The following is a 24394-nucleotide window of genomic DNA, read 5'->3' on the forward strand; positions in this document are numbered from 1 at the left end:
AAGCTTATTACCTTTACGAAGGAATTAAGAGCAATATGAAGATATTTGTTGCTTCAGCTTGGCCTTATGTTAATGCAGTACCACACTTAGGAAATCTAATAGGCTCTATACTTTCTGCTGATGTATTTGCAAGATATGCTAGGTTAAAATATGGAAACGAAAACGTTGTTTTTGTAAGTGGTAGTGATGAACATGGTACTCCAATTGAGGTAGAAGCTAAAAAGAGAAAAGTTAATCCTAAAGAATTAACAGATCAGGCACACGAATATGATAGTAAGTTATTTTTAAAAACATGGGAGATCAGTTTTAATAATTACACAAGAACTGAATCTGAAATTCATAAAGAATTTGTTAGAGAATTTATGTTAAAACTTCAAAAGTATATTAAAGTTGAAGAGGATGAGATTCCTTATTGTGAGTATGATAAAATATACTTGCCAGATAGATTTATTAAAGGAACTTGCCCTTATTGTGGCTTTGAAGATGCTAGAGGCGATCAATGTGACAATTGTGGTAGATTGTTAACACCTAAAATGTTAATTAATCCTAAGTGTGTATTATGTGGAAGGCCACCTATATTTAAGAAAACTAAGCACTGGTTTTTCGATCTATCTGTCTTTAATGATAAAATAGAAGAATGGATTAAAAACTCGCCAACAATGCCAGATAATGTTAAAGCTGTTGCCTTAAGCTGGGTAAAAGAAGGATTAAAACCAAGGAGTATTACTAGAGATAATTCATGGGGTATTCCAGCTCCTTTTGAGGGGGCTGATGGTAAAACAATATATGTTTGGTTTGAAGCATTATTGGGTTATATTTCAGCTACAATAGAGTATTTTAAGAAAATAGGAAAAGAAGAAGAATGGAAAAAATTCTGGTTTGGTAATGAAGTAAAAAGTTATTACTTTATTGGGAAGGATAATATTCCGTTCCATGCAGTTATTCTTCCAGCAATGTTAATGGCATCTGGAGAAAATTATGTCTTACCTACAGTTATCGCTGCAACAGAATACTTACTTTACGAGGGCCAAAAATTCAGTAAAAGCAGAAAAATAGGTGTTTGGATTGATGAAGCACCAGAACTATTAGATGTAGAATACTGGAGATTTATCCTTATCAGATTAAGACCAGAAGAAAGAGATACTAATTTCACGTGGAGAGAAGCCCTAAGGATAGTAAACACAGAGTTAAACGATGATATTGGTAATTATGCTAACAGAGTATTAAGTATGGTAAAAAGGTACTTTAATACTGAAGTTCCTCCGTTAATTACGGAGAAAATTAAGGATGAAGATAAGAAAATGATAGAGGAAATTATGTCTTCTCCAAAAAGAATGGGTGAACTTTTTGAATTAGGAAAATTAAAAGCAGGGAGTGAGGAAATATTAAAACTAGCTAGAGAGGGGAATGCTTACTTGAATTCAAGAGCTCCATGGAATTTAATAAAAGTTGATAGAGAGGAAGCAGGGAATGTGCTTAATATTGCAGTAAATTCACTAAGAACAATTTCGATAATGCTCTATCCTATAATGCCTTTATATGCTGAAAAGTTGTATGAGATGTTAGGGTTATCCAATATAGAAAATGAAAGCTGGGATAGTGCTAGCGAAATGAAAATTAAAGGTGGTCATAAATTAGGAGAAATTAGTATATTGTTCAAAAAAGTAGAAATTACTCCAGAGGAAATAAATAAAAAACTTGATGAAATAAGAAAGAACTTAGAAAAAATAAGGCCTACCTTATTGCGTTAATTCTATGTAACTCATAACTGGTTCAAATTTTCTTCCTCTTCCTTCGTAGAATTTACTGAACATTTCGTAGAAGTGTAATCTCATATCTTGTATAAATACAATTAGTCCTTCTAATGCAATTGCTAGTAAGTTTCCTATAATAAGTATCACTATACCAGCAGGATTAATGAATACTGAAAGTAATGAAGTTGGATTTCCCGCTGCTAAATATGCCATGTAAGAAAATGCATAAAGGATATAGTAGTGAGCTATAGCAAATACTAATACACGTATGAATGATATTGTGTTTGAAAGTAATAATAATGCTGCTTCAAATCCTCCTTCTATAAACCCAAATACTATAGCTGAACCTATAGAGGCATGCTCATGTTTCTTTAATAAATATGCTTTAGCTGCCCAGTTATATATTAAACCAATTTCTACCCATACTACTAGGATATCAGCTAATATTTGCACATTTAGAGGTGCAGGTGAGCCAGAATGGAATAAGAAATAAGATATTCCTCCTAGTAATGTGGCTTCTTGTCCTTGATAGTTACTAATATTTGTAAAACCATATGTGAATACGATTAATGGAACTATGTAAATAATGAATAATGGTAATCTATCTAACAGCAGATATTCTTTATCCTTTTTCTTTATTGCGTTGATTACTCCTAGTAATGTACTAACAAATAACAATACTGAACCTAATAGTAACGACAAAAGTATAGTGTTAATTATTGCATTTGCACCAGTAGGAATTATGTCACTTATTTGTTGATAGACTGATTCAGGAATGGGCCAAATATAATATAAAGGTCCTACTGGAGCTGATGGATTGTTAAGCAGTTCTCGTAATCCTCCTACTGGTAAAGGACCGAAAAATTCCCTAGCTAAAAGACCAGTAACCATGGCTACAATACTAGAATAAACTAAGACTAGTGAAAGTTTTATAGTATTCTCACTACCTCTCTTCTTACCATAATTATAAAACCATATAGAGAAAAGTAGAAGTATTAATGCGTTCCCGAAATCAGGGAACATAAGACCAAAAAGGAATGGAAATGTTATTATTAAGAAAACTGTAGGAGAAATCTCCCAATATGATGGTGTTCCATAAAACTCAATAACTGATTCTAGTGGTGCAATTGATTTAGGGAGTTTCACATATGTCGGTGGTTCCTCTTCTTCACCATATCTCTTTGGATACTCGTATGTTAGAAAGGCAATATTATCTAAACTTTTTGACAGTTTTTTAAGGGATTTTTCTGGTACATATCCTTCAACTTGTACATAATAATCTGAGCTTCTAGCTTTAGATAGTATATTCATTGCATCTCTTATAGTTAGTAACTTTCCATAGATTTCCTTTATATTTTTCTCGTCTTCTTTAATTTTCTTAGATAGTTCTTCTCTTTTTTGCGTTAATATAACTAGAATCTCATCAATTCTCTGCTTTAAATTATTATAATAAATCTGTGGTGCAATTAGATCTGGCGTTTCAAATTTCCTTATTCCTAATTCTTTCATTAATTCATCTAATTTGCTGTTTTTCTTACCAATAAGTAGACAAGCATATTTATTATTTTCTAGAGGTTCAGAAACTACTAATATTTCTTTATTTTCAATTTCCTTTTTCTGATTTGAATCTAAAATAGCTAACGCTACTTCAAAAGTGGAAGAACTGTAAAGTATCTTCAAATCTATGCCAATATCTTTAAATGGTTCAACTTCCTTAATCTGTGAGTTTAAAGTATCGAGTTCCCCTCTTAATTTTCCTATCTCCTCTAAAAGATCCTTGTATTTATTTTCAATCGTAGAAGACTCTTCAAACACTAGATTTGATGCATCAAACCAGTCATTTATTTTCATTTTGCCTTGAGGTTCTATAATTAATCCTCCTAACTCCATAAGAATTTTCAGTTTATTAATATGTTCATTTACTTCTCCCAGATTTCTTCTTGCATCTTCAAACCTGATATTTGATATTGGCATTCTTGGCTCTTCTGGTTCAAACTCTTTAAATAATAAAATCTTTGTAATTAGTTCATTAATTTTTTGTTTAGGCGATAGTATCTCAACTCTTGCCATGGTCTCAGGAAGAATCACTGTGATTCATTATGTTAAATTACGCATAGGTTAAAAATATTTAATCTTAATTTAAAATGATAGTTCAAGATGGGGAAAGTATTAGTTATTGGAGATAAATACACAGTAGATCTTTTTAGATTAATAGGGGTAGAAAGTGTAATTCTTAATGATCCACTACAATTGGAAGATACAATACAAAAGCTAAAAAAGCGTGAAGATATAGATCTTATACTTATATCTAATGACTTGTACGCTCCAGTAAAAGAAAAAATAGATTCTTTATTACTTGAGCAGAAAAAACCACTTATAACAATTATTCCTTCACCATTTAGTGAATCTAAACCTATTGATGTAAAAGGTTTAATACTTAAAGCATTAGGATTTGGGTGATAAAGTTGGTTTCGTTTGAGGATTTATTGAATTATTCTTTAAATGAAGAAAAAAACAAAATATCGAATGAATTCAAGAAAATCTTAGATGAGATGAATCAAATAGTAGAGGAATCATATACAGAAGTTTTAAGAGAGTATACAGCTAAAATAGATAATTTAGTAAACAAAAGTAATGATAGGATTAGAGGCGAAATTGCGAAAATGGAGATAGAAAATAAAAGGATTATTAGCAGGGAAATGGATTATTGGATTGAGAATGTTAAAGAAAATGCTAAGAAAATGCTATATGAATTTGTGAAGACTGAACAGTATAGAAAAGGATTAGAATCAATAATATCTAGAGAAATATCAGAAGGTTCAGTTGTATATTGCTCTTCGGCTGACCAAAAAATTATCAGTGATATAACCAAAAAGAGAAAAATTAGTTGCAAAATTGTTATAGATGAAAAAATAGTGGGTGGTATTAAAATTTACTATCCAGATAAAAGTTTATTAAAAGATTTTACTCTTGAAACAATTTTAAACCAAGTTTTTGATGATATAAGGGATAAAGTAGCAGAAATTTTGTTTGGTGAGTAAAATGGTGTCAGAGGGTAGGGTTGTTAGAGTAAATGGTCCACTAGTTATAGCTGATGGAATGAGAGAAGCACAAATGTTTGAAGTTGTCTATGTTAGTGATTTAAGGTTAGTAGGAGAAATAACTAGAATTGAAGGTGATAGAGCATTTATTCAAGTTTATGAAAGCACTGATGGAGTCAAACCCGGAGATAAGGTATACAGATCTGGTGCACCACTATCAGTAGAATTAGGTCCGGGATTACTAGGAAGAATTTATGATGGTCTGCAAAGGCCTCTAGATGCTATTGCTAAAATAACTTCTTCTCCTTTTGTTGCCAGAGGCATTTCTGTGCCAGCATTAGATAGACAGAAGAAATGGCATTTTGTTCCTAAAGTTAAACCTGGAGATAAGGTAGGTCCTGGTGACGTTTTAGGTGTAGTTCAGGAAACAGATCTGATAGAGCATAGGATTTTAGTTCCACCTACGGTCCATGGAACTTTAAAGGAAATAGCAAGAGAAGGAGATTACACAGTTGAAGAGAATATTGCTACAGTTGATATGAATGGGGATGAAGTACCAGTAAAAATGTATCAAAAATGGCCTGTGAGAGTACCAAGACCCTATAAAGAAAAACTTGAACCAGTTGAACCATTACTAACTGGTATTAGGGTGTTAGATACTGTATTCCCTATAGCAAAAGGAGGAACAGCAGCTATTCCAGGTCCGTTTGGAAGTGGTAAAACAGTAACTTTGCAAAGCTTAGCAAAATGGTCAGCGGCTAGAGTAGTTATATATGTAGGTTGTGGAGAAAGAGGAAATGAAATGACAGACGAGTTACGAGCATTTCCAAAATTGAAAGATCCATGGACTGGAAAACCGTTACTATTAAGAACAATTTTAGTAGCAAATACAAGTAACATGCCAGTTGCTGCTAGGGAATCAAGCATTTATGTGGGTGTCACAATGGCTGAATATTTCAGAGATCAAGGGTATGATGTATTGCTAGTTGCCGACTCTACAAGCAGATGGGCTGAAGCCTTAAGAGACTTAGGAGGTAGAATGGAGGAAATGCCAGCTGAAGAAGGATTTCCGAGTTATCTTCCTTCAAGATTAGCTGAATATTATGAAAGGGCTGGAAGAGTTATAGCATTAGGTAATCCAGAGAGATATGGTTCAGTTACAATTGCTTCAGCTGTTTCTCCACCAGGTGGTGATTTTACAGAACCAGTTACTAGTAATACTTTAAGATTCGTGAGAGTTTTTTGGCCTTTAGATGTCTCTTTAGCTCAAGCTAGACATTACCCTGCAATAAATTGGATTCAAGGGTTCTCTGCTTACGTTGATCTAGTAGCTCAATGGTGGCATAAAAATGTTGATCCTAATTGGAAAGAAATGCGTGATACTATGATGAGAGTTCTCATTAGAGAGGATGAGTTAAGGCAAATAGTTAGATTAGTTGGTCCAGAGTCATTGGCAGAAAAGGATAAGTTGGTTTTAGAGACAGCTAAATTAATAAAAGATGCGTTCTTAAAACAAAACGCTTATGACGATATTGATGCATTCTCTTCCCCACAAAAACAAGTAAGAATTATGAGGTTGATTTATATATTCTATAATCAGTCTCAAGATCTAATAAGTAAAGGCTTACCACTGAAGAAAATTTTGGAAAAAGTGGGTCCAATAGAGCCAGAAATTATAAGGATTAAGTATACCATAAAAAATGATGAACTTAATAAGATTGACGAAATAGAGAATAAGTTAAAAGGAGCATTCGACTCATTATTAAAAGAGGTGAGTTAAATGAGCTTGCTCAATGTTAGGGAATATTCAAACATTTCAATGATTAAAGGTCCTTTAATTGCTGTACAAGGAGTTACTGATGCTTCCTATAACGAGTTAGTGGAAATAGAGATGCCAGATGGAAGTAAAAGAAGAGGTCTAGTTGTAGATTCTCAGCTTGGAGTTACATTTGTTCAAATATTTGAAGGAACAACTGGTATATCTCCTACTGGTTCAAAAGTTAGATTTCTAGGCAGAGGTCTAGAAGTAAAGATTTCTGAAGAAATGCTAGGAAGGATCTTTAATCCTTTAGGAGAACCGTTAGATAATGGACCACCAGTTATCAGTGGAGAAAAGAGAAACATCAATGGTGACCCAATAAATCCGGCTACTAGGGAATATCCTGAGGAATTTATACAAACTGGTATTTCTGCAATTGACGGGTTAAATTCTCTATTGAGAGGTCAAAAATTGCCAATATTTAGTGGAAGCGGACTTCCTGCAAATACTCTAGCAGCACAAATAGCTAAACAAGCTACAGTTAGAGGTGAAGAAAGTAACTTTGCTGTTGTTTTCGCTGCAATTGGTGTAAGATATGATGAAGCATTATTCTTTAGAAAATTCTTTGAGGAAACAGGAGCAATAAATAGAGTGGCTATGTTTGTAACATTAGCCAATGATCCTCCATCTTTAAAGATTTTAACACCTAGGACGGCTTTAACTTTAGCTGAGTATCTTGCTTTTGAAAAAGATATGCATGTATTGGCAATATTAATTGATATGACAAACTACTGTGAAGCTTTAAGAGAATTAAGTGCATCAAGAGAAGAAGTTCCAGGAAGAGGAGGATATCCAGGTTACATGTATACAGATTTGGCTACTATTTATGAAAGAGCTGGGAAAGTTATAGGTAAGAAAGGATCGATAACACAAATGCCAATTCTTACCATGCCTAATGATGATATGACTCATCCTATTCCAGATTTAACGGGATATATAACTGAAGGGCAAATAGTATTAGATAGATCACTATTCAATAAGGGTATTTATCCACCAATTAACGTTTTAATGAGCCTTTCAAGGCTTATGAAAGATGGTATTGGAGAGGGCAAAACTAGAGATGATCATAAAGACTTATCAAACCAATTGTTTGCCGCTTATGCTAGAGCACAAGATATAAGAGGTTTAGCTGCTATTATTGGTGAGGATAGTTTATCTGAGGTAGATAGAAAATATTTACTCTTTGCTGAAGCTTTTGAGAGAAGATTTGTTGCTCAAGGTGTTAATGAAAACAGAAGTATAGAAACAACTTTAGACATTGGTTGGGAGATTTTATCAATATTGCCTGAATCTGAACTTTCATTAATAAGGTCAGAATATATAAAGAAGTATCATCCTAACTATCGTGGTAAGAAATGAGCTCACGCAAAATTTTACCTACTAAACTCAATCTTATAAACTTAAGAAAGCAGATTAGGTTAACTAGAAATATTAAAAGACTATTAGAGAATAAAAGAGAAGTTCTCTTAATATATCTTAGAGAATATGCAGCAGAATATGAAAGATTATATGCTGAGGTTAGTCAAGTTCTAAAGGATACTTATACCACCTATTTAATGGGTGTAAGTGCTGAGGGAATTTCTACAATAGATACTTACGCTAATTCTATTCCTACATCTTTACAAGTTAAAAGTGATTTAAAAGTTCTTTTTGGTGTTAGAATACCTATAGTCAAATTGGATGAAAACTCTATTCAACCACAACCTTTTGGAGATGTTGAAGTTTCTCCATATATAATAAAATCCAGAGAACAAATAGCAGAAGCCTTTAAGAAAATTTTAGAGCTTGTTGAAATGGAGTCAGCAATAAGATCATTATCAGCTGAGTTAAGAAAGACTCAGAGATTAATTAACTCCATTGATTCTTATATTTTACCTTATTATACTTCTTCTGCTAAATATATTAAAGGAGTTTTAGATGATAGAACAAGAGAAGAGTTTGTTAGGCTTAAGATGATTAGAAAAGTACTACAAAGAAAGAGGGGAGAAGATGTCAGAGGCAGATAAATATAAAAATATTTTAAAAGCTAAACTTGATCAAAAGAAAAGTGAAATATTATCAAAAATAAATCAAGAATACGAAAAAACTCTTAAACAAAGGCTTGATGAGGTAGAGAAACTTAAAGGAAATATTTTAAAGGAAGTTCAGAAATAATATCACGGTGTCTTGATATGAAGAAAGTGTGGCTAGCACTTCTCTTATTGCCGGTTCTAGCTTCTACAGCTATTTTTTCGGCCCAAGCACCTGCTGATACAGCCCAAGGTTTTGAAGGACTTAATATAGGTGCCGGATTAGCAATAGGATTAGCAGCTATTGGTGCTGGTGTTGCCGTAGGTATGGCTGCTGCTGCTGGTATTGGTGTATTGACTGAAAGAAGAGATATGTTTGGTACTATATTAATTTTCGTAGCTATTGGTGAAGGAATAGCCGTATATGGTATATTATTTGCGGTATTAATGTTGTTCGGTAAGTTCTAAAAGGCAAAAATATTTTTTATCTTCTTCTTATTTTCCTTTTCCTAAATGAAGCTTTCAAGAGAAAAGTGGGAGAAGAACTTCAGTGAATGGTTAGATTGGGTACTAAAGGAAGCTGAAATTTATGATTATGGAAGATATCCGGTAAAGGGTATGGGAGTATGGATGCCATATGGATTTAAAATAAGGCAAAACATGCTAGAACTTATAAGAAAATTATTAGATTCTACTGGCCATGAGGAAGTTTTATTTCCTTTACTTATACCAGAAGATTTGCTAAAGAGAGAAAGTGAGCATATTAGAGGATTTGAAAATGAAGTATATTGGGTTACTAAGGGTGGCTCTGAAGATCTAGACGTAAAATTAGCTTTAAGACCTACTAGTGAAACCTCTATAACATTTATGGAAAGTTTATGGATAAAAAGTTATAAACAACTACCTAAAAAATACTATCAAGTTGTTAGTGTATTTAGATACGAAACTAAAGCCACAAGACCCTTAATTAGATTAAGAGAAGTCACTTCATTTAAGGAGGCTCATACTCTTCATGAAACCTATGAGGATGCTGCAAAACAAGTTGAAGAAGCAATAGGAATATATAAGAAATTCTTTGATGAATTAGGAATACCGTACATGTTATCTAAAAGGCCAGATTGGGACAAGTTCGCCGGTGCTGAATACACTATAGCGTTTGATACTATTATGCCAGATTCAAGAGTATTACAAATAGGTACTGTTCATCATCTAGGTCAGCATTTTACAAAAGCTTTTGATTTTAAAATACAACGGAAAGATGGAAGTTTAGACTATCCTCATCAAACTAGCTATGGTATCTCGGATAGGGTTGTTGCTGTTTTGATTGCAATTAATGGTGATGATCATGGTCCAATTATTCATCCTTCTATTGCTCCAATAAAAGTAGTAATTATACCTATTCCTGCAAAGGACGAGCAAATTGCACAAAAAGTTATTAATTATGCTAGAGAAATTGCTGAGTTATTAAAGAGCCATGATATTACAGTAATTATTGATGACGATATGGAGACAACTCCGGGTGAGAAGTTTTACATATGGGAATTGAAAGGGGTTCCATTAAGAATTGAAATAGGACCAAGGGAGATGAATAATAACACTGTATTTATAAAAAGAAGGGATACTTTAGAAGGAAAATCAGTACCTAAGGAAAAAGTAGTTGAAGAAGTTAGGAACTTATTAGACATCATGAAGAAGGATCTCAGAGAGAGAGCTTATCAATTTATGAGAGAGAGAATTAGGTATACTGAGGATCTGAATGAGGCAAAGAAGATATTAGATGAAAAAGCTGGTGTGGTTGAAGTTCCTTGGTGTGGAGAAAATAGTTGTGGGTTAAGACTCGAAGAAGTAACTAATGCTAGAGTGTTAGGTATACCATTAGATGAAAATAAAGATATTAGTAATAGCAAATGTATTGTATGTAAAAAACCAGCAATGTCAATGCTTAGGCTAGCAAAAACTTATTAATAATGTTAGAAAGGAATTTAATAGGGTGCTAATTTGCCAAAGAAAAGAGAAAACAGAGGAAGAAGAAAAGGAGATAAAGGTCATGTAGGTTACATTTATTGTGATCAATGCGGTGCGAGAGTACCTGAAGATAAGGCGATATGTGTAACTAAAATGTATAGTCCCGTTGATCCAGCTTTAGCTTCAGAGTTAGAAAAGAAAGGTGCAATAATTATGAGATATCCAGTTACTAAGTGTTATTGTATAAATTGTGCCGTATTCTTAGGTATAGTTAAGATCAGGCCAGAAGATGAAAGAAAACAAAAAGCAAAATTGTATTAGTTATCTTTTTTATAATATGATGTAATACTTCTTTGATTAGAATTTAACGCATTAAAGGCTAATATTTTATTCAAAGTTGATTTATATATAAATCATACAAAAAAGATAACAAACCTTTATATTTAGTTTGATCTATTCTTATCTGATGAGACTATACGAAATCTCGTTTTATGAGGTAGAACAATTCTTTTATAAGTTAGCTGAACTAAGAGACATAATCAAGGATCAAGGTTTACTGACATTTCTACCAGAAAAGCAAAGTTATGACATAATACAAGGTTCTGCTATGGTAAAGCATGCATTTCCAATATTTCAAAAGGGGGGTGTCGTTATGGATGTGACTAATGTAACTCAAGCTGAAATTGCTGAGGATGCTGGCGCTACTGCAGTGATGGTATTAGATAAACTACCTTATGATGTTAGGAAAAGTGGTGGAGTTGCAAGAATGGCAGACCCTAAGATTATTGAAGAAGTTATGAACTCAATAACAATTCCAGTAATGGCAAAGGTAAGAATAGGTCACTATTACGAAGCGAAAGTATTAGAAGCATTAGGAGTTGATATGATTGATGAAAGTGAAGTATTAACACCAGCGGATGAAGAACATCATATAAATAAATGGGAATTTAAAGTTCCTTTTGTTAATGGAGCCAGAAATTTGGGTGAAGCATTAAGAAGGATTACAGAAGGTGCATCTATGATAAGAACAAAGGGAGAAGCTGGTACTGGAAACGTAAGTGAAGCAGTAAAACACATGAAGATAATTAATAGTGAAATAAGATCTTTAATTTCAATGTCAGAAGAAGACAGAATGAAAAAAGCTAGAGAATATCAAGTTCCATATCAAATTGTGGAATTAACAGTCAAATTGGGCAGGCTTCCTGTAGTAAACTTTGCTGCTGGTGGAATTGCAACCCCAGCAGATGCTGCTTTGATGATGTGGTTAGGAGCTGACGGTATATTTGTTGGTTCTGGTATATTTAAGAGCCAAGACCCAGATGTAAGGGCTAAAGCAATAGTGTTAGCTACTGCAAATTGGGAAGACCCAGAAATAGTTTTAGAGGCTCAGAAAATGATAAGTGAAAGTAAAAGTATGATGGGAATTGATATAAAGTCCCTAAAACCAGAAGAATTATTACAAGTGAGAGGGCAATGAGAATAGGTATAATTGCTTATCAAGGAAGTTTTGAAGAACATGCACTACAAACCAAAAGAGCTCTTGATAATCTTAAGATTCAGGGTGAAATAGTAGCTGTGAAGAAGCCTAAAGATTTACAAGATGTCGATGGCATTATCATACCAGGCGGAGAAAGTACAACTATTGGAATTGTCGCACAAAAATTAGGGTTACTTGATGAACTTAAGGAGAAAATTAATTCTGGTTTGCCAACTTTAGGTACTTGTGCTGGAGCAATAATGTTAGCAAAAGATGTTTCGGACGCAAAAGTTGGTAAAAAATCTCAACCGTTAATAGGCTTAATGGATATCTCTGTTATAAGGAACTATTATGGTAGGCAAAGAGAAAGCTTTGAGGCAACTGTAGATTTGAGCGAAATAGGAGGAGGGAAAGCAAGAGTTGTTTTCATAAGAGCACCTGCAATTATAAAAACTTGGGGAGATACAAAAGCTATAACTAAACTTAATGATGTTATTACTATGGCAGTAGAGAATAACATGATTGCTACTACTTTTCATCCTGAATTATCATCTACTACGGCTGTCCATGAGTTCTTCCTTAAGATAGTAAAGAAATAGGTTTATTAGTTTTTATATTAGATTAATTTTTAAGGGTTCAAACTATTGCCTCCGAAAGATCTTTTGATAGATAAATCAGCCCTAATACATGGTGTATCTAAGTATTTAGAACGTAAGATTATATACGGAAATATTTTAATTCATAAACAGTTATTGAGTGAAATTGAAAAGGATGCAAGAGATGGTTTAGTTACAGCCGAAATAGCATTAGATGAGATTAAGAAGTTAAGAGACATTTCTGAAACCTTGCTGGTTAGTTTTGAGATCGTAGGAGAGCTAAGCAGTAAACAAGAAATAAATGATGAGTTGAGAGAATATTGTCTAAAAAGAGGATGCACGATAGTTACGGCTGATGAGATTCAGAAACAAATAGCAGAAAACTTAGGAATAGACGTATTTTATTTAAGTCCTTTAGAAAACCAACTTGAAATCGAAAAATACTTTGATGAAAACACGATGAGCGTGCATCTAAAAGAAGGAACAACTCCAAAAGCAAAGAAAGGTAAACCTGGTTATTGGCAATTTATTGAATTATCTCCAGAAGTGTCTTCAAGTTTTGAAATTAAAAAGATCGTTAGCGAGATATTAGCCTCGGTAAAATATGTAAAGGATTCATTTATAGAGATAGAAAGAAAAGGTTCTACTATTGTTCAACTAGGCAATTATAGAGTGGTAATAACTCATCCACCCTTAAGTGATGGTTGGGAAGTCACTATAACTAGGCCAGTTACTAGAAAGAAATTAGAAGATTACAATTTGCCAGATAAACTTATGAGCAGATTAAAGGAGCATGCTGAAGGGATATTAATTGCTGGTTCTCCAGGAATGGGGAAAACCACATTTGCTCAAGCTTTAGCAGAATTTTATAATAGGATGGGTAAGGTAGTGAAAACAATTGAGTCTCCTAGAGATATGCATTTACCTCCGGAAATAACACAATATTCAAAGAATTATGCTGAAGTGGGAGAACTTCATGATATATTGTTACTTAGTAGGCCAGATTATACAGTTTATGACGAAATGAGAAATGATGAAGACTTCAAATTGTATATTGATTTGCGTCTAGCTGGAATCGGAATGATTGGAGTTGTTCATGCTACTTCTCCTATAGATGCGATTCATAGGTTTATCAATAGAGTAGATATTGGTACAATTCCAAACATTTTAGATACTGTTATTTTTATTCATGCTGGCAACGTTGCGAAGGTTTATAGTCTAGATATGACCGTTAAAGTTCCTACTGGTTTAAGGGAAGCTGATTTAGCGAGGCCGGTTGTTGAAGTAAAAGATCTATTAGAAGATAAAGTTGAGTATGAAATCTATGTATTTGGAGAGCAAACAATGTTAGTCCCAGTAAGTAAAATAACCGGTGCAAAACAAAACTCGATGCAAAGCAGATTAGAAAGAGTTATATTAAATATTATACCTAATGCTTCTGTAACTTATGAGAACGGGGAATATGTAATAACTATACCTAAAGAAGAAATAGGGAAATTTAATAAGAAATTAGTTAGCAAATTAAAGAAATATGAAAAGAAGCACAATATAAGGATAAGAGTTAAGTTTGATACTTCATAAGAAAGAATCTAAAGTTTTGCTTATTTTACTTTCAACATAACGTACAAGATCATCTAAATCCATTCCTTTTTCTGCTATTTCTAAATCAATTGCATAATTTCCTCCTTCTGTCTGTCTTAGCATTTCAAACTTAACAAATCTGAGCATTTTTGATAATTTGATGCCAAGAAAAAGCTCTCCTCCACTTTTCTTTGCAAAATCCTTTATTCCTTCTGCTTGTTCTTTTTCAATATAAATTTTGGAACCATTTTTCCTACTTTTTACTTCTATTAGAATAATAACTCCAGCTTTTAATGCAACAATATCTGGTACGTGATCTTTTCTCTTTGAACCACTTGCTGGAGCTCTTATTACTGCAAAACCTTTATCTCTCAATCTAGAAACTATATATCTTTCAACTGATGAGCCTCTAGCTTTATTACTATTCACATGATATATATAAAAAATTAGGATTTAGGTTTTCCTCTAAGTGAAATCTCTCTAATTTGTCTACCAACTTGTTCCTCTAAACTATTTTCAACTTCTTTTAAGCCATTAACTAATGTAGGTGCACCTTTATTGTATTCTTCAATCCATTCTTCAGCAAACTTTCCGCTTCTTATCCTTTCCAAAACCTCTTTCATTCTCTTTTTAACATCCTCATTTATTACATATTTACCTGCAGTAAACCCACCATATTTTGCTGTTTCGGAAACAGCCTTTAGCATTCCAGTAAATCCTTTTTCATAAATTAAATCAACTATCATCTTCATTTCGTTTATAGTTTCATAATATGCTATTTCAGGTTGATAACCAGCTTCAACTAATACTTGGAATGCTGTTCTCATTAATTGTGTAATTCCTCCAACTAAATCAACTTGTTCTCCAAATAGATCTGTTTCAGTCTCTTCCTTAAATGTAGTCTCAATAACTCCAGCTCTAGTAGCTCCAAGAGCTTTAGCAATTGCTAGTGCTTTTTCAAAAGCTTTGCCAGAATAATTTTGATGTACTGCGACTAATGCAGGTACTCCTCCACCTTTTACAAAGTATTCTCTAACTATCGGTCCAGGACCTTTAGGAGCGATCATGTATACATCTACAGTTTTTGGTGGTTCAATTAGTCTATAATGTATATTAAATCCGTGAGCGAAAACGAGATCCATACTATCTCTTAAATATGGTTGGACCCTTTCCCTGTAAACGTACCTTTGTACCATATCTGGAACTAGAAAAATGACTATATCGGCATTTTTTACAGCATCTTCAGTATATAATGGCCTAAATCCGTCATTTTCTGCTACTTTCCATGAATTTCCTTCTCTTTCTAATCCTACTAAGACTTTAAGCCCAGAATCTCTTAGGTTTAATGCCCATGCCCTACCTTGACTTCCATAACCTAGTACAGCTATTGTTTTATCTTTTATTGGATCTAGACTTGCATCTTTATCAGTATACACTTTTGCCACTTATAACACCCCAACTAATTGTTGTTACTTTTGAAAAAACGGGTTTATAAACAACTATATCATACTCTTTAGCTTGCGAGGGTTCTCCTTCAATTATTGTTCCATTATTTCTTATAATATAAGTAACAATTTTGGCATCTTCTAGAATCTCTACTTTCTCTACATCTACTGTTTTACTTAAATTTTGTATAGCAATATCAAAATTATTTGTATAAGGAATCCCCATGTAAACTTCATATAATCCATCTTCAGATACTTTTCTAGCTTGGATCCAGTTTATATCCATCAGCAATTTTCTAAAAGCACCTACTATTCTTTCAAAGAATCCTGGATCTCTATAATATCCTACTACTCTAACTACCTTTTCTTGGGTCACGTACAATCACCTGTTTTAATCTTCCTCCTGGTGGTAAAGTTGGTAAAGCTAATTCTTCCTTGTCTACTGGTATTCTTATAACAGCTGGAATATTTTCCTTCATTGCAGTTTTTAGAGATTTTTCGATTTCTTCATAGGAAGTTGCATTAAAGCCTAATGCACCAAACGCTTCAGCTAGTTTAACGAAGTCTGGTGAAGGTCCGTAATCTACTCCAACTATTCTATTCCCGAAGAATAGGTCTTGTACTTGTCTAACTAGTCCTAACGTTCTATTATCAAATACTACTGAAATTATTGGGATATGTTCATCAACAGCTGTTGCCAGATTATTACCAGTCATAAGGAACGAACCATCACCATCTAAATCTACTACAACTTTATCTGGCTTAGCAAGTTTAGCTCCCATAGCAGCTGGCAAACCAAATCCCATAGTTCCCATTCCGGTTGAGGATAGGAATGTTCTAGGTTCTAATACTTCCCAGAAAACTTCAGCCCACATTTGATGTTGTCCTACACCAGTTGTTACAATAGCGTCTCTAGGAATAGTATTTCTTATAGTCTTTAATATCTTCCATGGCTTTAATTTATTTGGTTCATCATAGTAATAGAACTGAGAATAATATTCTTTATATTCTTTTACTCTCTTTATCCAAGCACTATGATCATTCTTTTTACCAACTTCGTATATTGCTTTCATTAATTCTCTTAATAGTATTTTAGCGTTACCAATTAGGTTAACATCAACTTTAATTGCTCTTTCTCCATCTGAGGGGTCTATATTAATCATTATGAATTTCTTTCTTGTTTCAATCATTTCATCATATGATGTAAATGTTCTGTCACTAAATCTTGCTCCTATTACTAACATCGCATCGGATTCTAAAGCTGCCATGGAGGCTTCTGCTCTACCATAGTATCCCATAGGTCCGAAATATAGTGGATGATCATGTGGTATTGCTGACTTACCTGGGAATGTTGATATAATTGGGACGTGTAGATATTCAGCTAATTCTAATACTTCTTGGGTTGCATTTGACCATACTACTCCTGTACCTACTAAAATTATTGGTCTTTCAGCGTTTACTAATATTTCAGCCGCTTTCTTTAGCTTTTGTCTATCAATTATTGTGGGAAGTTCTTTATAGCCTTTGACCATTGGTTTCTCGGGCCATTTAACTTCTTCTACTTTTTCATAGAATATATCTCTAGGAATATCAACTACTACTGGCCCAGGTCTTCCAGTTGTCGCTATATAGAACGCATTTTTTATCCATATAGGTATTTCTTCTAGTTTCTTTATCTCTACAACATATTTAGTTATATGTTCAAACACTCCCATTGCATCTGCTTCTTGGAATGCCATTTTTCCTATAGATCCTCTAGGCACTTGTCCAGTGATTGCAATAACTGGTGAGGAGTCCCAATATGCCGTAATTAATCCGGTTACTAAGTTAGTTGCTCCAGGCCCAGAGGTGGCTGTACATACTCCAGGCACACCAGATGCTCTAGCATAACCATCAGCTGCATGAGCTGCAGCTTGTTCATGTCTCATTAGTACATGTCTTAATTCTCCGTTTTGCAAATCTTCAAGGAACGCATCGTATAATTGCATATTCGATAATCTTGGTATACCAAAGATAACTTTTACTCCTTCTCTTTTTAGAGCATCAATAGTTATTCTAGCCCCAGTCGGCATTACGGCACCACCTCTTTAGAAGTAGTATTTGAATTTGTATTACCTTTTTCTTCAAAGTTATACTTATTTTTGGGAAAAGAATTAGACTTGGAGGGTACAGTCACCTATCATCTTTTTCACAGACTCTACATAAGAAGTTAAACTTTTTAAACATTACTATTTTTCTTTTCACAAAGTTAATTGAGGAATTTAAAAACTTTTTATTTTTTCAAGTATCTGTTTATGATGAAATATATCTGACCAGATCTCTACGCATTTCACGTTTCCTAAGTATAACCAAGTATTTCCAAAATGCACTCTTCTATCATCTATAAACATTATTTCATCTGGTTTTATTGATATTCCTTTTTCTCTTATTTTATTTATAATTTCTATTAGAAAAATAAACTTGAAAGGAAAATCTTTTGAAACGATTATATCAAAATACTCCTTTAATCCAAGTAACGAAAGGATCTCATCAGTTTTCTCTGGCAAATTCCATGTGGCTAAACCTAAGAGTAATCCCATGTCCTTAATGTTTTTTAATGTTTCTCTAACTTCCGGAAATAGAGTTAGTTTATTTCCTTCTGAATCTTCAATTGAATTTTCATTTATTAATTTATATGGTTTTTTAAAGATAGAAATATTATAGTGATCCCATAGAGTTTTATCAGCATCAAAGACTACTATTTTTATCATCAATCATAGATAAAGGAGGGACATAATAAATAATTTTGCCCTTATGGTAATCTCTTATAAACGCTTTTGCAGCCTCATCTATATTAGGCTCTTTAGTAGATTTATAAATCCATCCTCTTCTTAAGGCTAATTTTTCAAAGAACTCATAAGGTGTGTTGAATTCTATACCATATGTCTCCGAAATAGCATTAGGATTATATTTCCTTATCCTTTCAAAAAGCATTATTGCTGCTTTTACTGAATCTTCTAGTTTATCTACGTTTACTCCTCTAATGACTTTTTCAAGTTCATTTCCATCTGGTGGTATTATGCCAGGGGAATCCCAAGCATAAATTTTAGAATCAATTTTGAATTTCTGAATAGCTTTTGTATACCCATGTGCCATAGGTATTTTAGATGTTGAAGCTGAATGACTTCCTTTTAATGCGTTGATAATTGAAGATTTTCCAGTTTTTGGGTAGCCTACAAAAATTACTGTTCCTTCATTTCCTCTAAGTACTTCTTTTATCTTATCACGTAATATCTTAGTTCCTAAATGCATAGTTGCTGAAATGTAAACGGTTGGAAATCCTTCTCTTTCAAATATTTTTTTCCATCCTTCTAATATGTCTCTTGGAACTAAATCGGCTTTATTTAATACAATTAATACCTTTTTATTTCTGTTTAAAGCAAATTTTTCTATCATTTTTGATCTAGTTAAATCTGGTTCCCTTGCATCAATTACCTCAATTACTAAGTTCGATTTTATGATAAATCTGAGTACTTCCCTAATCATTCACTTTATTTTTTTAATAGCTGAATTATATATATGCCAATTGGAAGTATTGCGGTCTTTGACGAGGGTTCTTTCAAGGGTACGATTGAGTATGACACTATGGCAGAAGGAATAAAATTAACGTCAACAAGCAGAGAAATGGAATACAATTTTAGCATAGAACAACAACCTACAAAAGTATATGTAATTTTAAACATAGAGAGGAAAAAAGGATTGGAACCTAAATGGAGGTTATGGTTAAATGAATTTTCATTAACAAAAGAATTTAGACCAAATATAGAAGTTGACTCTGGAACGACTATAATATCGTCCATTATATATGATATAACCCCAATAGTAAGACAAGGAAAGAATATTTTTTCTATAATATACAAGGGATTAGAAAGTATTACTGTTGATAGTGTAGGTCACATAATATTTTACCCAGCAGAGGAATTTGAGACAAAATATGAATTATATGCGGGTGCTTTATTATTAAAACCTAAAGAAAAGTACGAATTCAGTTGTTCTGGCGAGTGTTATATTATAGCAAAAAATCCGAGTAAAGAGACAAAACTAGAAATAGGGAATAATGTAATAAATGGCGATAATGAAATAGTTGATTTAAAAATAGAAAAAGAAGGGAAGATTAATGTGTATTTTGATGCTATAGATAATTTTAAGAGTTTCGGTAGAATTTATTCCCTCTATTCTTTTAAGTATAAAGTTCCTAATATCAACATAGAAGTAGAAGGTTTACAAAGAGATGGTTACGTAGAGATAAAGTTAATTAACAAAAGTGAAGTTGGCCTTGATAAGATTTTAGCTAATTTGTTTCTTAACAGTTTATCTATTAATTTTAAGGTTTTTAATGATGTAAAAGTAGGACAAGTTATCGAGTATAAAGTACCAATCAGCAATCAAAAGGGGAACGTTTCGTTGAGAGTAGTAGGAGTAAAAGCCGGTTATAGGAAAATTTTCGATAAATCTTTTTCAAATGTGTAGAGAGCCAATTGCAAACAGTATTAGTGTGCCTAGAGCATATACCTTCATGTAAGCTCTAGCTTTTGATGCACTCTCTATTGTATGTTTTTGCAACAGAACTAAAATTATTATAATATCTAATATAAGAATTCCAATCAGATAAATTAAATTAAATCCAAAGAAATAAGGCAAAGGAGAGGTTATAAATAACGCTAATAAAATGGCCTTAGAAATATTCCAGGTTTTATCCACACCTATTCTTACAGCAAGAGTCTTTACACCATTAGCCATATCACCCTTCACATCTTCTATTCCTTTAATAAACTCTCTAGAAAGAGTAAAAAACAAAATATACAAAGTAGGAATTAAAGTTCTAACGAGCCAATTTCCTTCAAAATAAGCTAAACCTCCATAAAAAGCTGACAAAGCTGACGTTATTGCTACGATAAAGTTACCCAACAAGCCTTCCTTCTTTAAGTTTTTAGCATAATAGTAAAGAGCCATAATAGTTAGAAAAGCTACGATAACTGCATATATGTTAAGTAGGAGAGATAAGATTACGCCTAAAGCGAAAAACACGATAGTTAAACTCTTTGCTGTTGAAATTTTTACTCTTCCAGAAGGCAAGGGTCTATAAGGTTTATTTATTTTGTCAATGTTAACATCATAAACATCATTTATTACGTACCCGCCAGCTGCTATTATTGCAACAACTATCATTGCTATAAACATTTTTAATGGTAAAATTTTCCATTCAGATGCTACTACAAATCCCATAAATGCTGATATAGCAGAGCCTATAACGTTATGTATCCTAACAAGTTCAAAATAAGCTTTTACTGACATTCTCACATAATAATTTAAAAAGAAATTAAAAAGGTGATTTTATGGCATCACAAGAAGAGCTTGAAAAAGCAGAAAAGTACTTTAAGAATGTAATATCAGTAGGAGAGATTATAGCACTGAGAGAATTAAAGGCTTTAGGTATTAAAGATCCGGAAGAAGTTATAAGCAAGTTAATCGAGATGGGAATAATAGAGAAGGGAGAGGGATGTTATAACCTAGTACGAAAAAGAAGTGAATGAAAATCAAACTCTTCATTAATATTTATAGTTTTATCCTTTAATATTCTGAAAGCAATAGGTAAAATTATTCCCCACGATTTCTCTAATACAGTAGTTATAATATTTTGCTTATTAATTTCTCTTTTAAGTTTTTCAAATTTGATTTTATGTAAAGTTAAATCATTCTCATAAATTACTTTAGGTATCGTATCCAGCATTTCACCTATTGAAAATATTCCTCCTCCGGTAAACGTTTTAATTAACCCGAGAGAATCTCCAATACCAATTTTATAAACTGGTTTAGTTCTTGGTATAGCTCCACCATGAATCTCTAAAATTTTCTTGTCAATTTTAGGAATAAATGGCTTAGGATCAGTATAAGATAAAGCTCCTACTAGAGTTCCATAATCTAGTGGAACTATCCAACTAAATCCTGCTGGGTTTTTGATATCAAAAAATACATGAATTTTATCACAATTTATAGGTTCGGTTAAATACTCAATAGCCTTAACCCATTTAGCTTTTCCTTTCCATCCGGAAGCGTCTATCACTCTCCCTTCGTATTTTTCTACTCCTACTACCACTTTATTTTCTATAGCTTTTACATTAACACTCTTTTTTACATTAAGGTTTTCTCCAAGGTATTTTTCCAATTTAACTCTATTTAATCGTAATACATTAGTTTTAACTTCGAAAGAGAACTTAGAAAAATGAAAAACAATATACTTGAATTCGGAATCTACAAACTCCTTTGAAATTCCCAACTTTGAAAAAGTATTATGGCTTATTATGCCAGTGCATCTTTTCCCTAGTTCTCTTTTTCTATCAAAAACTAAAACACTCTCGTTTTTTAATTTCCATGCTGTTAATAATCCAGCTATTCCTCCTCCTATAATTAAAATTCTGATGATCTATCAGCCTCGTTTATAGTATACCTTTTAGCTTTTAATTCATTAACTATGTACATGAAGGCTTTATAAGGATCAGTATGAGCGCCACAAGAGTAAACATCAACAGTTGCAAAACTGTACTCTGGCCAAGTGTGAATCGTAATGTGGCTCTCTAACACTATAGCTACTACGCTGACTCCTTCTCCTATTTTCCATGATTTAATATCAAGCAAAGTCATATTGCCTATTTTTGCTGCCTCTCTTGCAATTTCTTCTAATTTTTCTCTGTCCTTTAAAATTTCGTTGTCGCATTCGTATAAGCTACCGTATACTTGCCTTCCGACAACCTTTGGTGTGCTCATAACCCCCATCATACCCCAACCCCCCACTCTATATGCGTGATATCTTCATTTTTAAATTTTAACCCCCTGTTTTCCCTTTCTATCTCAAGTAATTTTTTATTGATGTTTTGAAAATAGTATTGTAAACAGTGAGTTGCTTTGCCTATTAGAAGGCTTGTCTTAGATGTTTTAAAACCTATAAGAGGTACTTCAATAGTAGACTTAGCTGAGAAAATCTCAGCTCTAGAAGGGGTTGACGGAGTTAATATAAGTGTGACTGATATGGATGTAGAAACAATGGGGTTAATGATAGTTATTGAAGGAAGTAATTTAAACTTCGAGGAAATTAAGAAACTATTGGAAGAAGAGGGATGTGCAATTCACAGTATTGATGAGGTAGCAAGCGGAAACAAAATAGTGGAGGGTAGAAGAGAGTCATGATATGTGATGTTTGTAAAATTAGAGAAGCTGAAATTTATCAACCGCATTCTGGTAGAAAACTTTGCAGGAATTGCTTCATTGAAGATATTAGAAAAAGAGTTGAAAAAGAAGCAGATAAAATAGGTTTGAAAAATGCTAGCAAAATCCTCTTAGCAGTTTCTGGGGGGAAAGACAGTTTCGTGCTAGCAGATACTTTGGCTTCGTTTATTGATAGTAAAAGATTAGTAGCATATAACATTACTGAAGGAATTCATGGCTATAACAGAAAGGAACAGGTAGAACAGTTAAGGAAATTTTTAACAGAATTGGGAATTGATTTAATAGAAGATAGTTTCAAGGAAAGTGTAGGCTTTACATTAGATGAAATGGTTAAGTCGTCTAGGGAAAAAGGGCTAAATGTATCAGCCTGTACTTTTTGTGGTGGGTTTAGGAGAAAACTCATTAACAATGCTGGTAGATTAGTTAATGCAGATTATGTTGCTACTGGGCATAATCTCGACGACGAGGTACAAGCAATAGTTATAAATTTGATCAGAGGTGATTTACTAAGGCTAATTAGGTTTGGAGATAAACCACTAAAATTAAGCTCAAAATTTGTTCTTAGAGTAAAGCCATTAAGGAAAATATATGAATGGGAAACTACTATGTATGCTTATTACAAAGGGTATAACTTCCAAGAAGTTGAATGTCCTTACATTATTTCTAGGCCAACTTTAAGGGCTAAAGTTAGGGAACTACTCTACATACTTGAGGAAAATAAGCCTGGTGCATTGTTAAACATAATTGAGGAATTTGATAGAATTTCAGAAAATGTTAGAAAAGAATATTCTACTAAAGAGGAGTTGAAAGAACTACCGAGATGTAAAATATGTGGCGAGCCTACTAGTTATGGAAGAGAAATATGTAAAAATTGTGAACTTTTAATAAAGTCTGGTTTGCTTCACCAGAATTTATCAATATCATAAATTTTCTCATTAATGTTTTTTCTTTTATTTGCTACTAAAGCCATTGCAAACAAAAGTGAAGAAAGCCTATTAAGGTATACAATAATCATTCTGTTTATTTCTGGGAGTTCTTTAATGTATTTTACTGCATTTCTTTCAACTCTTCTAGCCACTGCTCTTGTTATATGTAATACTGAAGCTTCTTCAGAACCACCTGGTATTACAAAAAGTTTTACTGGCCCACTTTCTTTACGATAGGCAACAGTCCTTTCTTCTATCCATTTAACATAACTTTCATCAATCTTTCTTTTTGTTCCATTAGTTGAAAGATCTTCTCCTATTTGAAACAGTTCTATCTGAACTCTTTCCAAATCTTTTTTCATATCTTCCCACGGAATTTTAGATATAGCATATCCAATGAAAGAGTTTAATTCGTCAAGATCTCCAAGAAAATTAACTAATGGTGAATCTTTTCCGACTCTTTTATTTACTACATTAGTATTTCCATCATCTCCAGATTTTGTAAACACAACATAATT

General features: G+C 33.0%; 28 protein-coding genes. 17 read left to right on the forward strand and 11 right to left on the reverse strand.

All coding sequences use genetic code 11. The annotated features are described in order from the left end of the window. Positions 1-35: 35 nt before the first annotated feature. A complete protein-coding gene (gene metG, locus ACAM25_RS12120; protein WP_369609963.1) occupies positions 36-1751 on the forward strand; it encodes a methionine--tRNA ligase in 1716 nt (571 codons plus the stop codon). Here the strand turns inward: metG and ACAM25_RS12125 are convergent. Beyond that, positions 1740-3842 (reverse strand): V-type ATP synthase subunit I, encoded by a 2103-nt coding sequence (locus ACAM25_RS12125; RefSeq protein ID WP_369609964.1) that lies wholly within the window; start codon positions 3840-3842, stop codon positions 1740-1742. The two genes, metG and ACAM25_RS12125, sit on opposite strands and share 12 nt — an antisense overlap. 69 nt (positions 3843-3911) lie before the next feature. Between ACAM25_RS12125 and ACAM25_RS12130 the strand changes: the two genes are divergently transcribed. From ACAM25_RS12130 to ACAM25_RS12185, 12 genes are all read left to right on the forward strand, one after another. Then, the gene (locus ACAM25_RS12130) at positions 3912-4214 is read left to right on the forward strand and encodes a V-type ATP synthase subunit F (protein WP_369609965.1); all 303 of its coding nucleotides are present in this window, start codon (positions 3912-3914) and stop codon (positions 4212-4214) included. Continuing rightward, positions 4211-4795 (forward strand): V-type ATP synthase subunit E, encoded by a 585-nt coding sequence (locus ACAM25_RS12135; protein WP_369609966.1) that lies wholly within the window; start codon positions 4211-4213, stop codon positions 4793-4795. Before ACAM25_RS12130 ends, ACAM25_RS12135 begins: the two co-directional genes overlap by 4 nt. A gap of 1 nt (position 4796) precedes the next feature. After that, positions 4797-6575 (forward strand): ATP synthase subunit A, encoded by a 1779-nt coding sequence (locus tag ACAM25_RS12140; protein ID WP_369609967.1) that lies wholly within the window; start codon positions 4797-4799, stop codon positions 6573-6575. A 6-nt stretch (positions 6576-6581) separates the two neighbouring features. Next, positions 6582-7973, forward strand: coding sequence for an ATP synthase subunit B (locus ACAM25_RS12145; protein ID WP_369611683.1), 1392 nt, complete (start codon positions 6582-6584; stop codon positions 7971-7973). Next, on the forward strand, positions 7970-8620 hold the full coding sequence (locus ACAM25_RS12150; RefSeq protein ID WP_369609968.1) for a V-type ATP synthase subunit D: 651 nt from the start codon (positions 7970-7972) through the stop codon (positions 8618-8620). The genes ACAM25_RS12145 and ACAM25_RS12150 overlap by 4 nt, the downstream gene beginning before the upstream one ends. After that, the gene (locus ACAM25_RS12155; protein ID WP_369609969.1) at positions 8604-8768 is read left to right on the forward strand and encodes an ATPase; all 165 of its coding nucleotides are present in this window, start codon (positions 8604-8606) and stop codon (positions 8766-8768) included. The genes ACAM25_RS12150 and ACAM25_RS12155 overlap by 17 nt, the downstream gene beginning before the upstream one ends. 17 nt (positions 8769-8785) lie before the next feature. Next, complete coding sequence (locus tag ACAM25_RS12160) at positions 8786-9091, forward strand: V-type ATP synthase subunit K (protein WP_369609970.1); 306 nt, start codon at positions 8786-8788, stop codon at positions 9089-9091. A 45-nt stretch (positions 9092-9136) separates the two neighbouring features. Continuing rightward, positions 9137-10588 carry a proline--tRNA ligase gene (gene proS / locus ACAM25_RS12165; RefSeq protein WP_369609971.1) on the forward strand — a complete coding sequence of 484 codons (1452 nt, stop codon included), beginning with the start codon at positions 9137-9139 and terminating at the stop codon, positions 10586-10588. Positions 10589-10621: 33 nt separating this feature from the next. Then, positions 10622-10909 carry a 30S ribosomal protein S26e gene (locus tag ACAM25_RS12170; RefSeq protein ID WP_369609972.1) on the forward strand — a complete coding sequence of 96 codons (288 nt, stop codon included), beginning with the start codon at positions 10622-10624 and terminating at the stop codon, positions 10907-10909. A gap of 145 nt (positions 10910-11054) precedes the next feature. After that, a complete protein-coding gene (pdxS, locus tag ACAM25_RS12175; protein ID WP_369609973.1) occupies positions 11055-12065 on the forward strand; it encodes a pyridoxal 5'-phosphate synthase lyase subunit PdxS in 1011 nt (336 codons plus the stop codon). Then, positions 12062-12664: a pyridoxal 5'-phosphate synthase glutaminase subunit PdxT gene (gene pdxT, locus ACAM25_RS12180; RefSeq protein ID WP_369609974.1), complete on the forward strand. Its 603-nt coding sequence runs from the start codon at positions 12062-12064 to the stop codon at positions 12662-12664. Before pdxS ends, pdxT begins: the two co-directional genes overlap by 4 nt. A gap of 45 nt (positions 12665-12709) precedes the next feature. Beyond that, the gene (locus ACAM25_RS12185) at positions 12710-14242 is read left to right on the forward strand and encodes a PINc/VapC family ATPase (RefSeq protein WP_369609975.1); all 1533 of its coding nucleotides are present in this window, start codon (positions 12710-12712) and stop codon (positions 14240-14242) included. On the opposite strand, the gene hjc is transcribed toward ACAM25_RS12185, so the two are convergent. The 6 genes from hjc to ACAM25_RS12215 all read right to left on the reverse strand — a co-directional run bounded on the left by hjc (position 14237) and on the right by ACAM25_RS12215 (position 19212). Next, positions 14237-14671 carry a Holliday junction resolvase Hjc gene (gene hjc / locus ACAM25_RS12190; RefSeq protein ID WP_369609976.1) on the reverse strand — a complete coding sequence of 145 codons (435 nt, stop codon included), beginning with the start codon at positions 14669-14671 and terminating at the stop codon, positions 14237-14239. The two genes, ACAM25_RS12185 and hjc, sit on opposite strands and share 6 nt — an antisense overlap. A gap of 17 nt (positions 14672-14688) precedes the next feature. Then, a complete protein-coding gene (gene ilvC, locus ACAM25_RS12195) occupies positions 14689-15687 on the reverse strand; it encodes a ketol-acid reductoisomerase (protein WP_369609977.1) in 999 nt (332 codons plus the stop codon). Further along, positions 15668-16063 (reverse strand): hypothetical protein, encoded by a 396-nt coding sequence (locus tag ACAM25_RS12200; RefSeq protein WP_369609978.1) that lies wholly within the window; start codon positions 16061-16063, stop codon positions 15668-15670. Before ACAM25_RS12200 ends, ilvC begins: the two co-directional genes overlap by 20 nt. Continuing rightward, the gene (locus tag ACAM25_RS12205; RefSeq protein WP_369609979.1) at positions 16041-17759 is read right to left on the reverse strand and encodes an acetolactate synthase large subunit; all 1719 of its coding nucleotides are present in this window, start codon (positions 17757-17759) and stop codon (positions 16041-16043) included. The genes ACAM25_RS12200 and ACAM25_RS12205 overlap by 23 nt, the downstream gene beginning before the upstream one ends. Positions 17760-17948: 189 nt before the next feature. Continuing rightward, positions 17949-18437 carry a magnesium-dependent phosphatase-1 gene (locus ACAM25_RS12210; protein ID WP_369609980.1) on the reverse strand — a complete coding sequence of 163 codons (489 nt, stop codon included), beginning with the start codon at positions 18435-18437 and terminating at the stop codon, positions 17949-17951. Next, positions 18415-19212, reverse strand: coding sequence for a GTPase (locus ACAM25_RS12215; RefSeq protein ID WP_369609981.1), 798 nt, complete (start codon positions 19210-19212; stop codon positions 18415-18417). The genes ACAM25_RS12210 and ACAM25_RS12215 overlap by 23 nt, the downstream gene beginning before the upstream one ends. 33 nt (positions 19213-19245) lie before the next feature. On the opposite strand from ACAM25_RS12215, the gene ACAM25_RS12220 reads away from it, so the two are divergent. Continuing rightward, a complete protein-coding gene (locus ACAM25_RS12220) occupies positions 19246-20196 on the forward strand; it encodes a hypothetical protein (protein WP_369609982.1) in 951 nt (316 codons plus the stop codon). Here ACAM25_RS12220 and ACAM25_RS12225 read toward each other — a convergent pair. Beyond that, entirely contained in the window at positions 20185-21021 is an 837-nt protein-coding gene (locus tag ACAM25_RS12225; RefSeq protein WP_369609983.1) for a UbiA family prenyltransferase, read from the reverse strand. The genes ACAM25_RS12220 and ACAM25_RS12225 overlap by 12 nt on opposite strands. A gap of 41 nt (positions 21022-21062) precedes the next feature. On the opposite strand from ACAM25_RS12225, the gene ACAM25_RS12230 reads away from it, so the two are divergent. Next, positions 21063-21260: a hypothetical protein gene (locus ACAM25_RS12230; RefSeq protein ID WP_369609984.1), complete on the forward strand. Its 198-nt coding sequence runs from the start codon at positions 21063-21065 to the stop codon at positions 21258-21260. Here ACAM25_RS12230 and ACAM25_RS12235 read toward each other — a convergent pair. Then, on the reverse strand, positions 21230-22150 hold the full coding sequence (locus tag ACAM25_RS12235; RefSeq protein ID WP_369611684.1) for an FAD-dependent oxidoreductase: 921 nt from the start codon (positions 22148-22150) through the stop codon (positions 21230-21232). The genes ACAM25_RS12230 and ACAM25_RS12235 overlap by 31 nt on opposite strands. Beyond that, on the reverse strand, positions 22135-22503 hold the full coding sequence (speD, locus tag ACAM25_RS12240; RefSeq protein ID WP_369609985.1) for an adenosylmethionine decarboxylase: 369 nt from the start codon (positions 22501-22503) through the stop codon (positions 22135-22137). Before speD ends, ACAM25_RS12235 begins: the two co-directional genes overlap by 16 nt. A gap of 126 nt (positions 22504-22629) precedes the next feature. Between speD and ACAM25_RS12245 the strand changes: the two genes are divergently transcribed. Beyond that, positions 22630-22911, forward strand: coding sequence for a DUF211 domain-containing protein (locus tag ACAM25_RS12245; protein WP_369609986.1), 282 nt, complete (start codon positions 22630-22632; stop codon positions 22909-22911). Then, on the forward strand, positions 22908-23876 hold the full coding sequence (locus tag ACAM25_RS12250) for a TIGR00269 family protein (RefSeq protein WP_369609987.1): 969 nt from the start codon (positions 22908-22910) through the stop codon (positions 23874-23876). The genes ACAM25_RS12245 and ACAM25_RS12250 overlap by 4 nt, the downstream gene beginning before the upstream one ends. Here ACAM25_RS12250 and ACAM25_RS12255 read toward each other — a convergent pair. Next, complete coding sequence (locus ACAM25_RS12255; RefSeq protein ID WP_369609988.1) at positions 23852-24385, reverse strand: cob(I)yrinic acid a,c-diamide adenosyltransferase; 534 nt, start codon at positions 24383-24385, stop codon at positions 23852-23854. The genes ACAM25_RS12250 and ACAM25_RS12255 overlap by 25 nt on opposite strands. Between the last annotated feature and the right edge of the window lie 9 nt (positions 24386-24394).

It is taken from the genome of Sulfurisphaera javensis, assembly GCF_041154675.1.
Lineage (GTDB): Archaea > Thermoproteota > Thermoprotei_A > Sulfolobales > Sulfolobaceae > Sulfurisphaera > Sulfurisphaera javensis.

Coding starts and splice junctions, on each gene's coding strand:
- metG (WP_369609963.1), top strand. CDS start 36: ATGAAGATATTTGTTGCTTCAGCTTGGCCTTATGTTAATGCAGTACCA.
- ACAM25_RS12130 (WP_369609965.1), top strand. CDS start 3,912: ATGGGGAAAGTATTAGTTATTGGAGATAAATACACAGTAGATCTTTTT.
- ACAM25_RS12140 (WP_369609967.1), top strand. CDS start 4,797: ATGGTGTCAGAGGGTAGGGTTGTTAGAGTAAATGGTCCACTAGTTATA.
- ACAM25_RS12150 (WP_369609968.1), top strand. CDS start 7,970: ATGAGCTCACGCAAAATTTTACCTACTAAACTCAATCTTATAAACTTA.
- ACAM25_RS12155 (WP_369609969.1), top strand. CDS start 8,604: ATGTCAGAGGCAGATAAATATAAAAATATTTTAAAAGCTAAACTTGAT.
- ACAM25_RS12160 (WP_369609970.1), top strand. CDS start 8,786: ATGAAGAAAGTGTGGCTAGCACTTCTCTTATTGCCGGTTCTAGCTTCT.
- proS (WP_369609971.1), top strand. CDS start 9,137: ATGAAGCTTTCAAGAGAAAAGTGGGAGAAGAACTTCAGTGAATGGTTA.
- pdxS (WP_369609973.1), top strand. CDS start 11,055: ATGAGACTATACGAAATCTCGTTTTATGAGGTAGAACAATTCTTTTAT.
- pdxT (WP_369609974.1), top strand. CDS start 12,062: ATGAGAATAGGTATAATTGCTTATCAAGGAAGTTTTGAAGAACATGCA.
- ACAM25_RS12205 (WP_369609979.1), bottom strand. CDS start 17,759: ATGCCGACTGGGGCTAGAATAACTATTGATGCTCTAAAAAGAGAAGGA.
- ACAM25_RS12210 (WP_369609980.1), bottom strand. CDS start 18,437: ATGATAAAAATAGTAGTCTTTGATGCTGATAAAACTCTATGGGATCAC.
- ACAM25_RS12215 (WP_369609981.1), bottom strand. CDS start 19,212: ATGATTAGGGAAGTACTCAGATTTATCATAAAATCGAACTTAGTAATT.
- ACAM25_RS12220 (WP_369609982.1), top strand. CDS start 19,246: ATGCCAATTGGAAGTATTGCGGTCTTTGACGAGGGTTCTTTCAAGGGT.
- ACAM25_RS12225 (WP_369609983.1), bottom strand. CDS start 21,021: ATGTCAGTAAAAGCTTATTTTGAACTTGTTAGGATACATAACGTTATA.
- ACAM25_RS12230 (WP_369609984.1), top strand. CDS start 21,063: ATGGCATCACAAGAAGAGCTTGAAAAAGCAGAAAAGTACTTTAAGAAT.
- speD (WP_369609985.1), bottom strand. CDS start 22,503: ATGATGGGGGTTATGAGCACACCAAAGGTTGTCGGAAGGCAAGTATAC.
- ACAM25_RS12250 (WP_369609987.1), top strand. CDS start 22,908: ATGATATGTGATGTTTGTAAAATTAGAGAAGCTGAAATTTATCAACCG.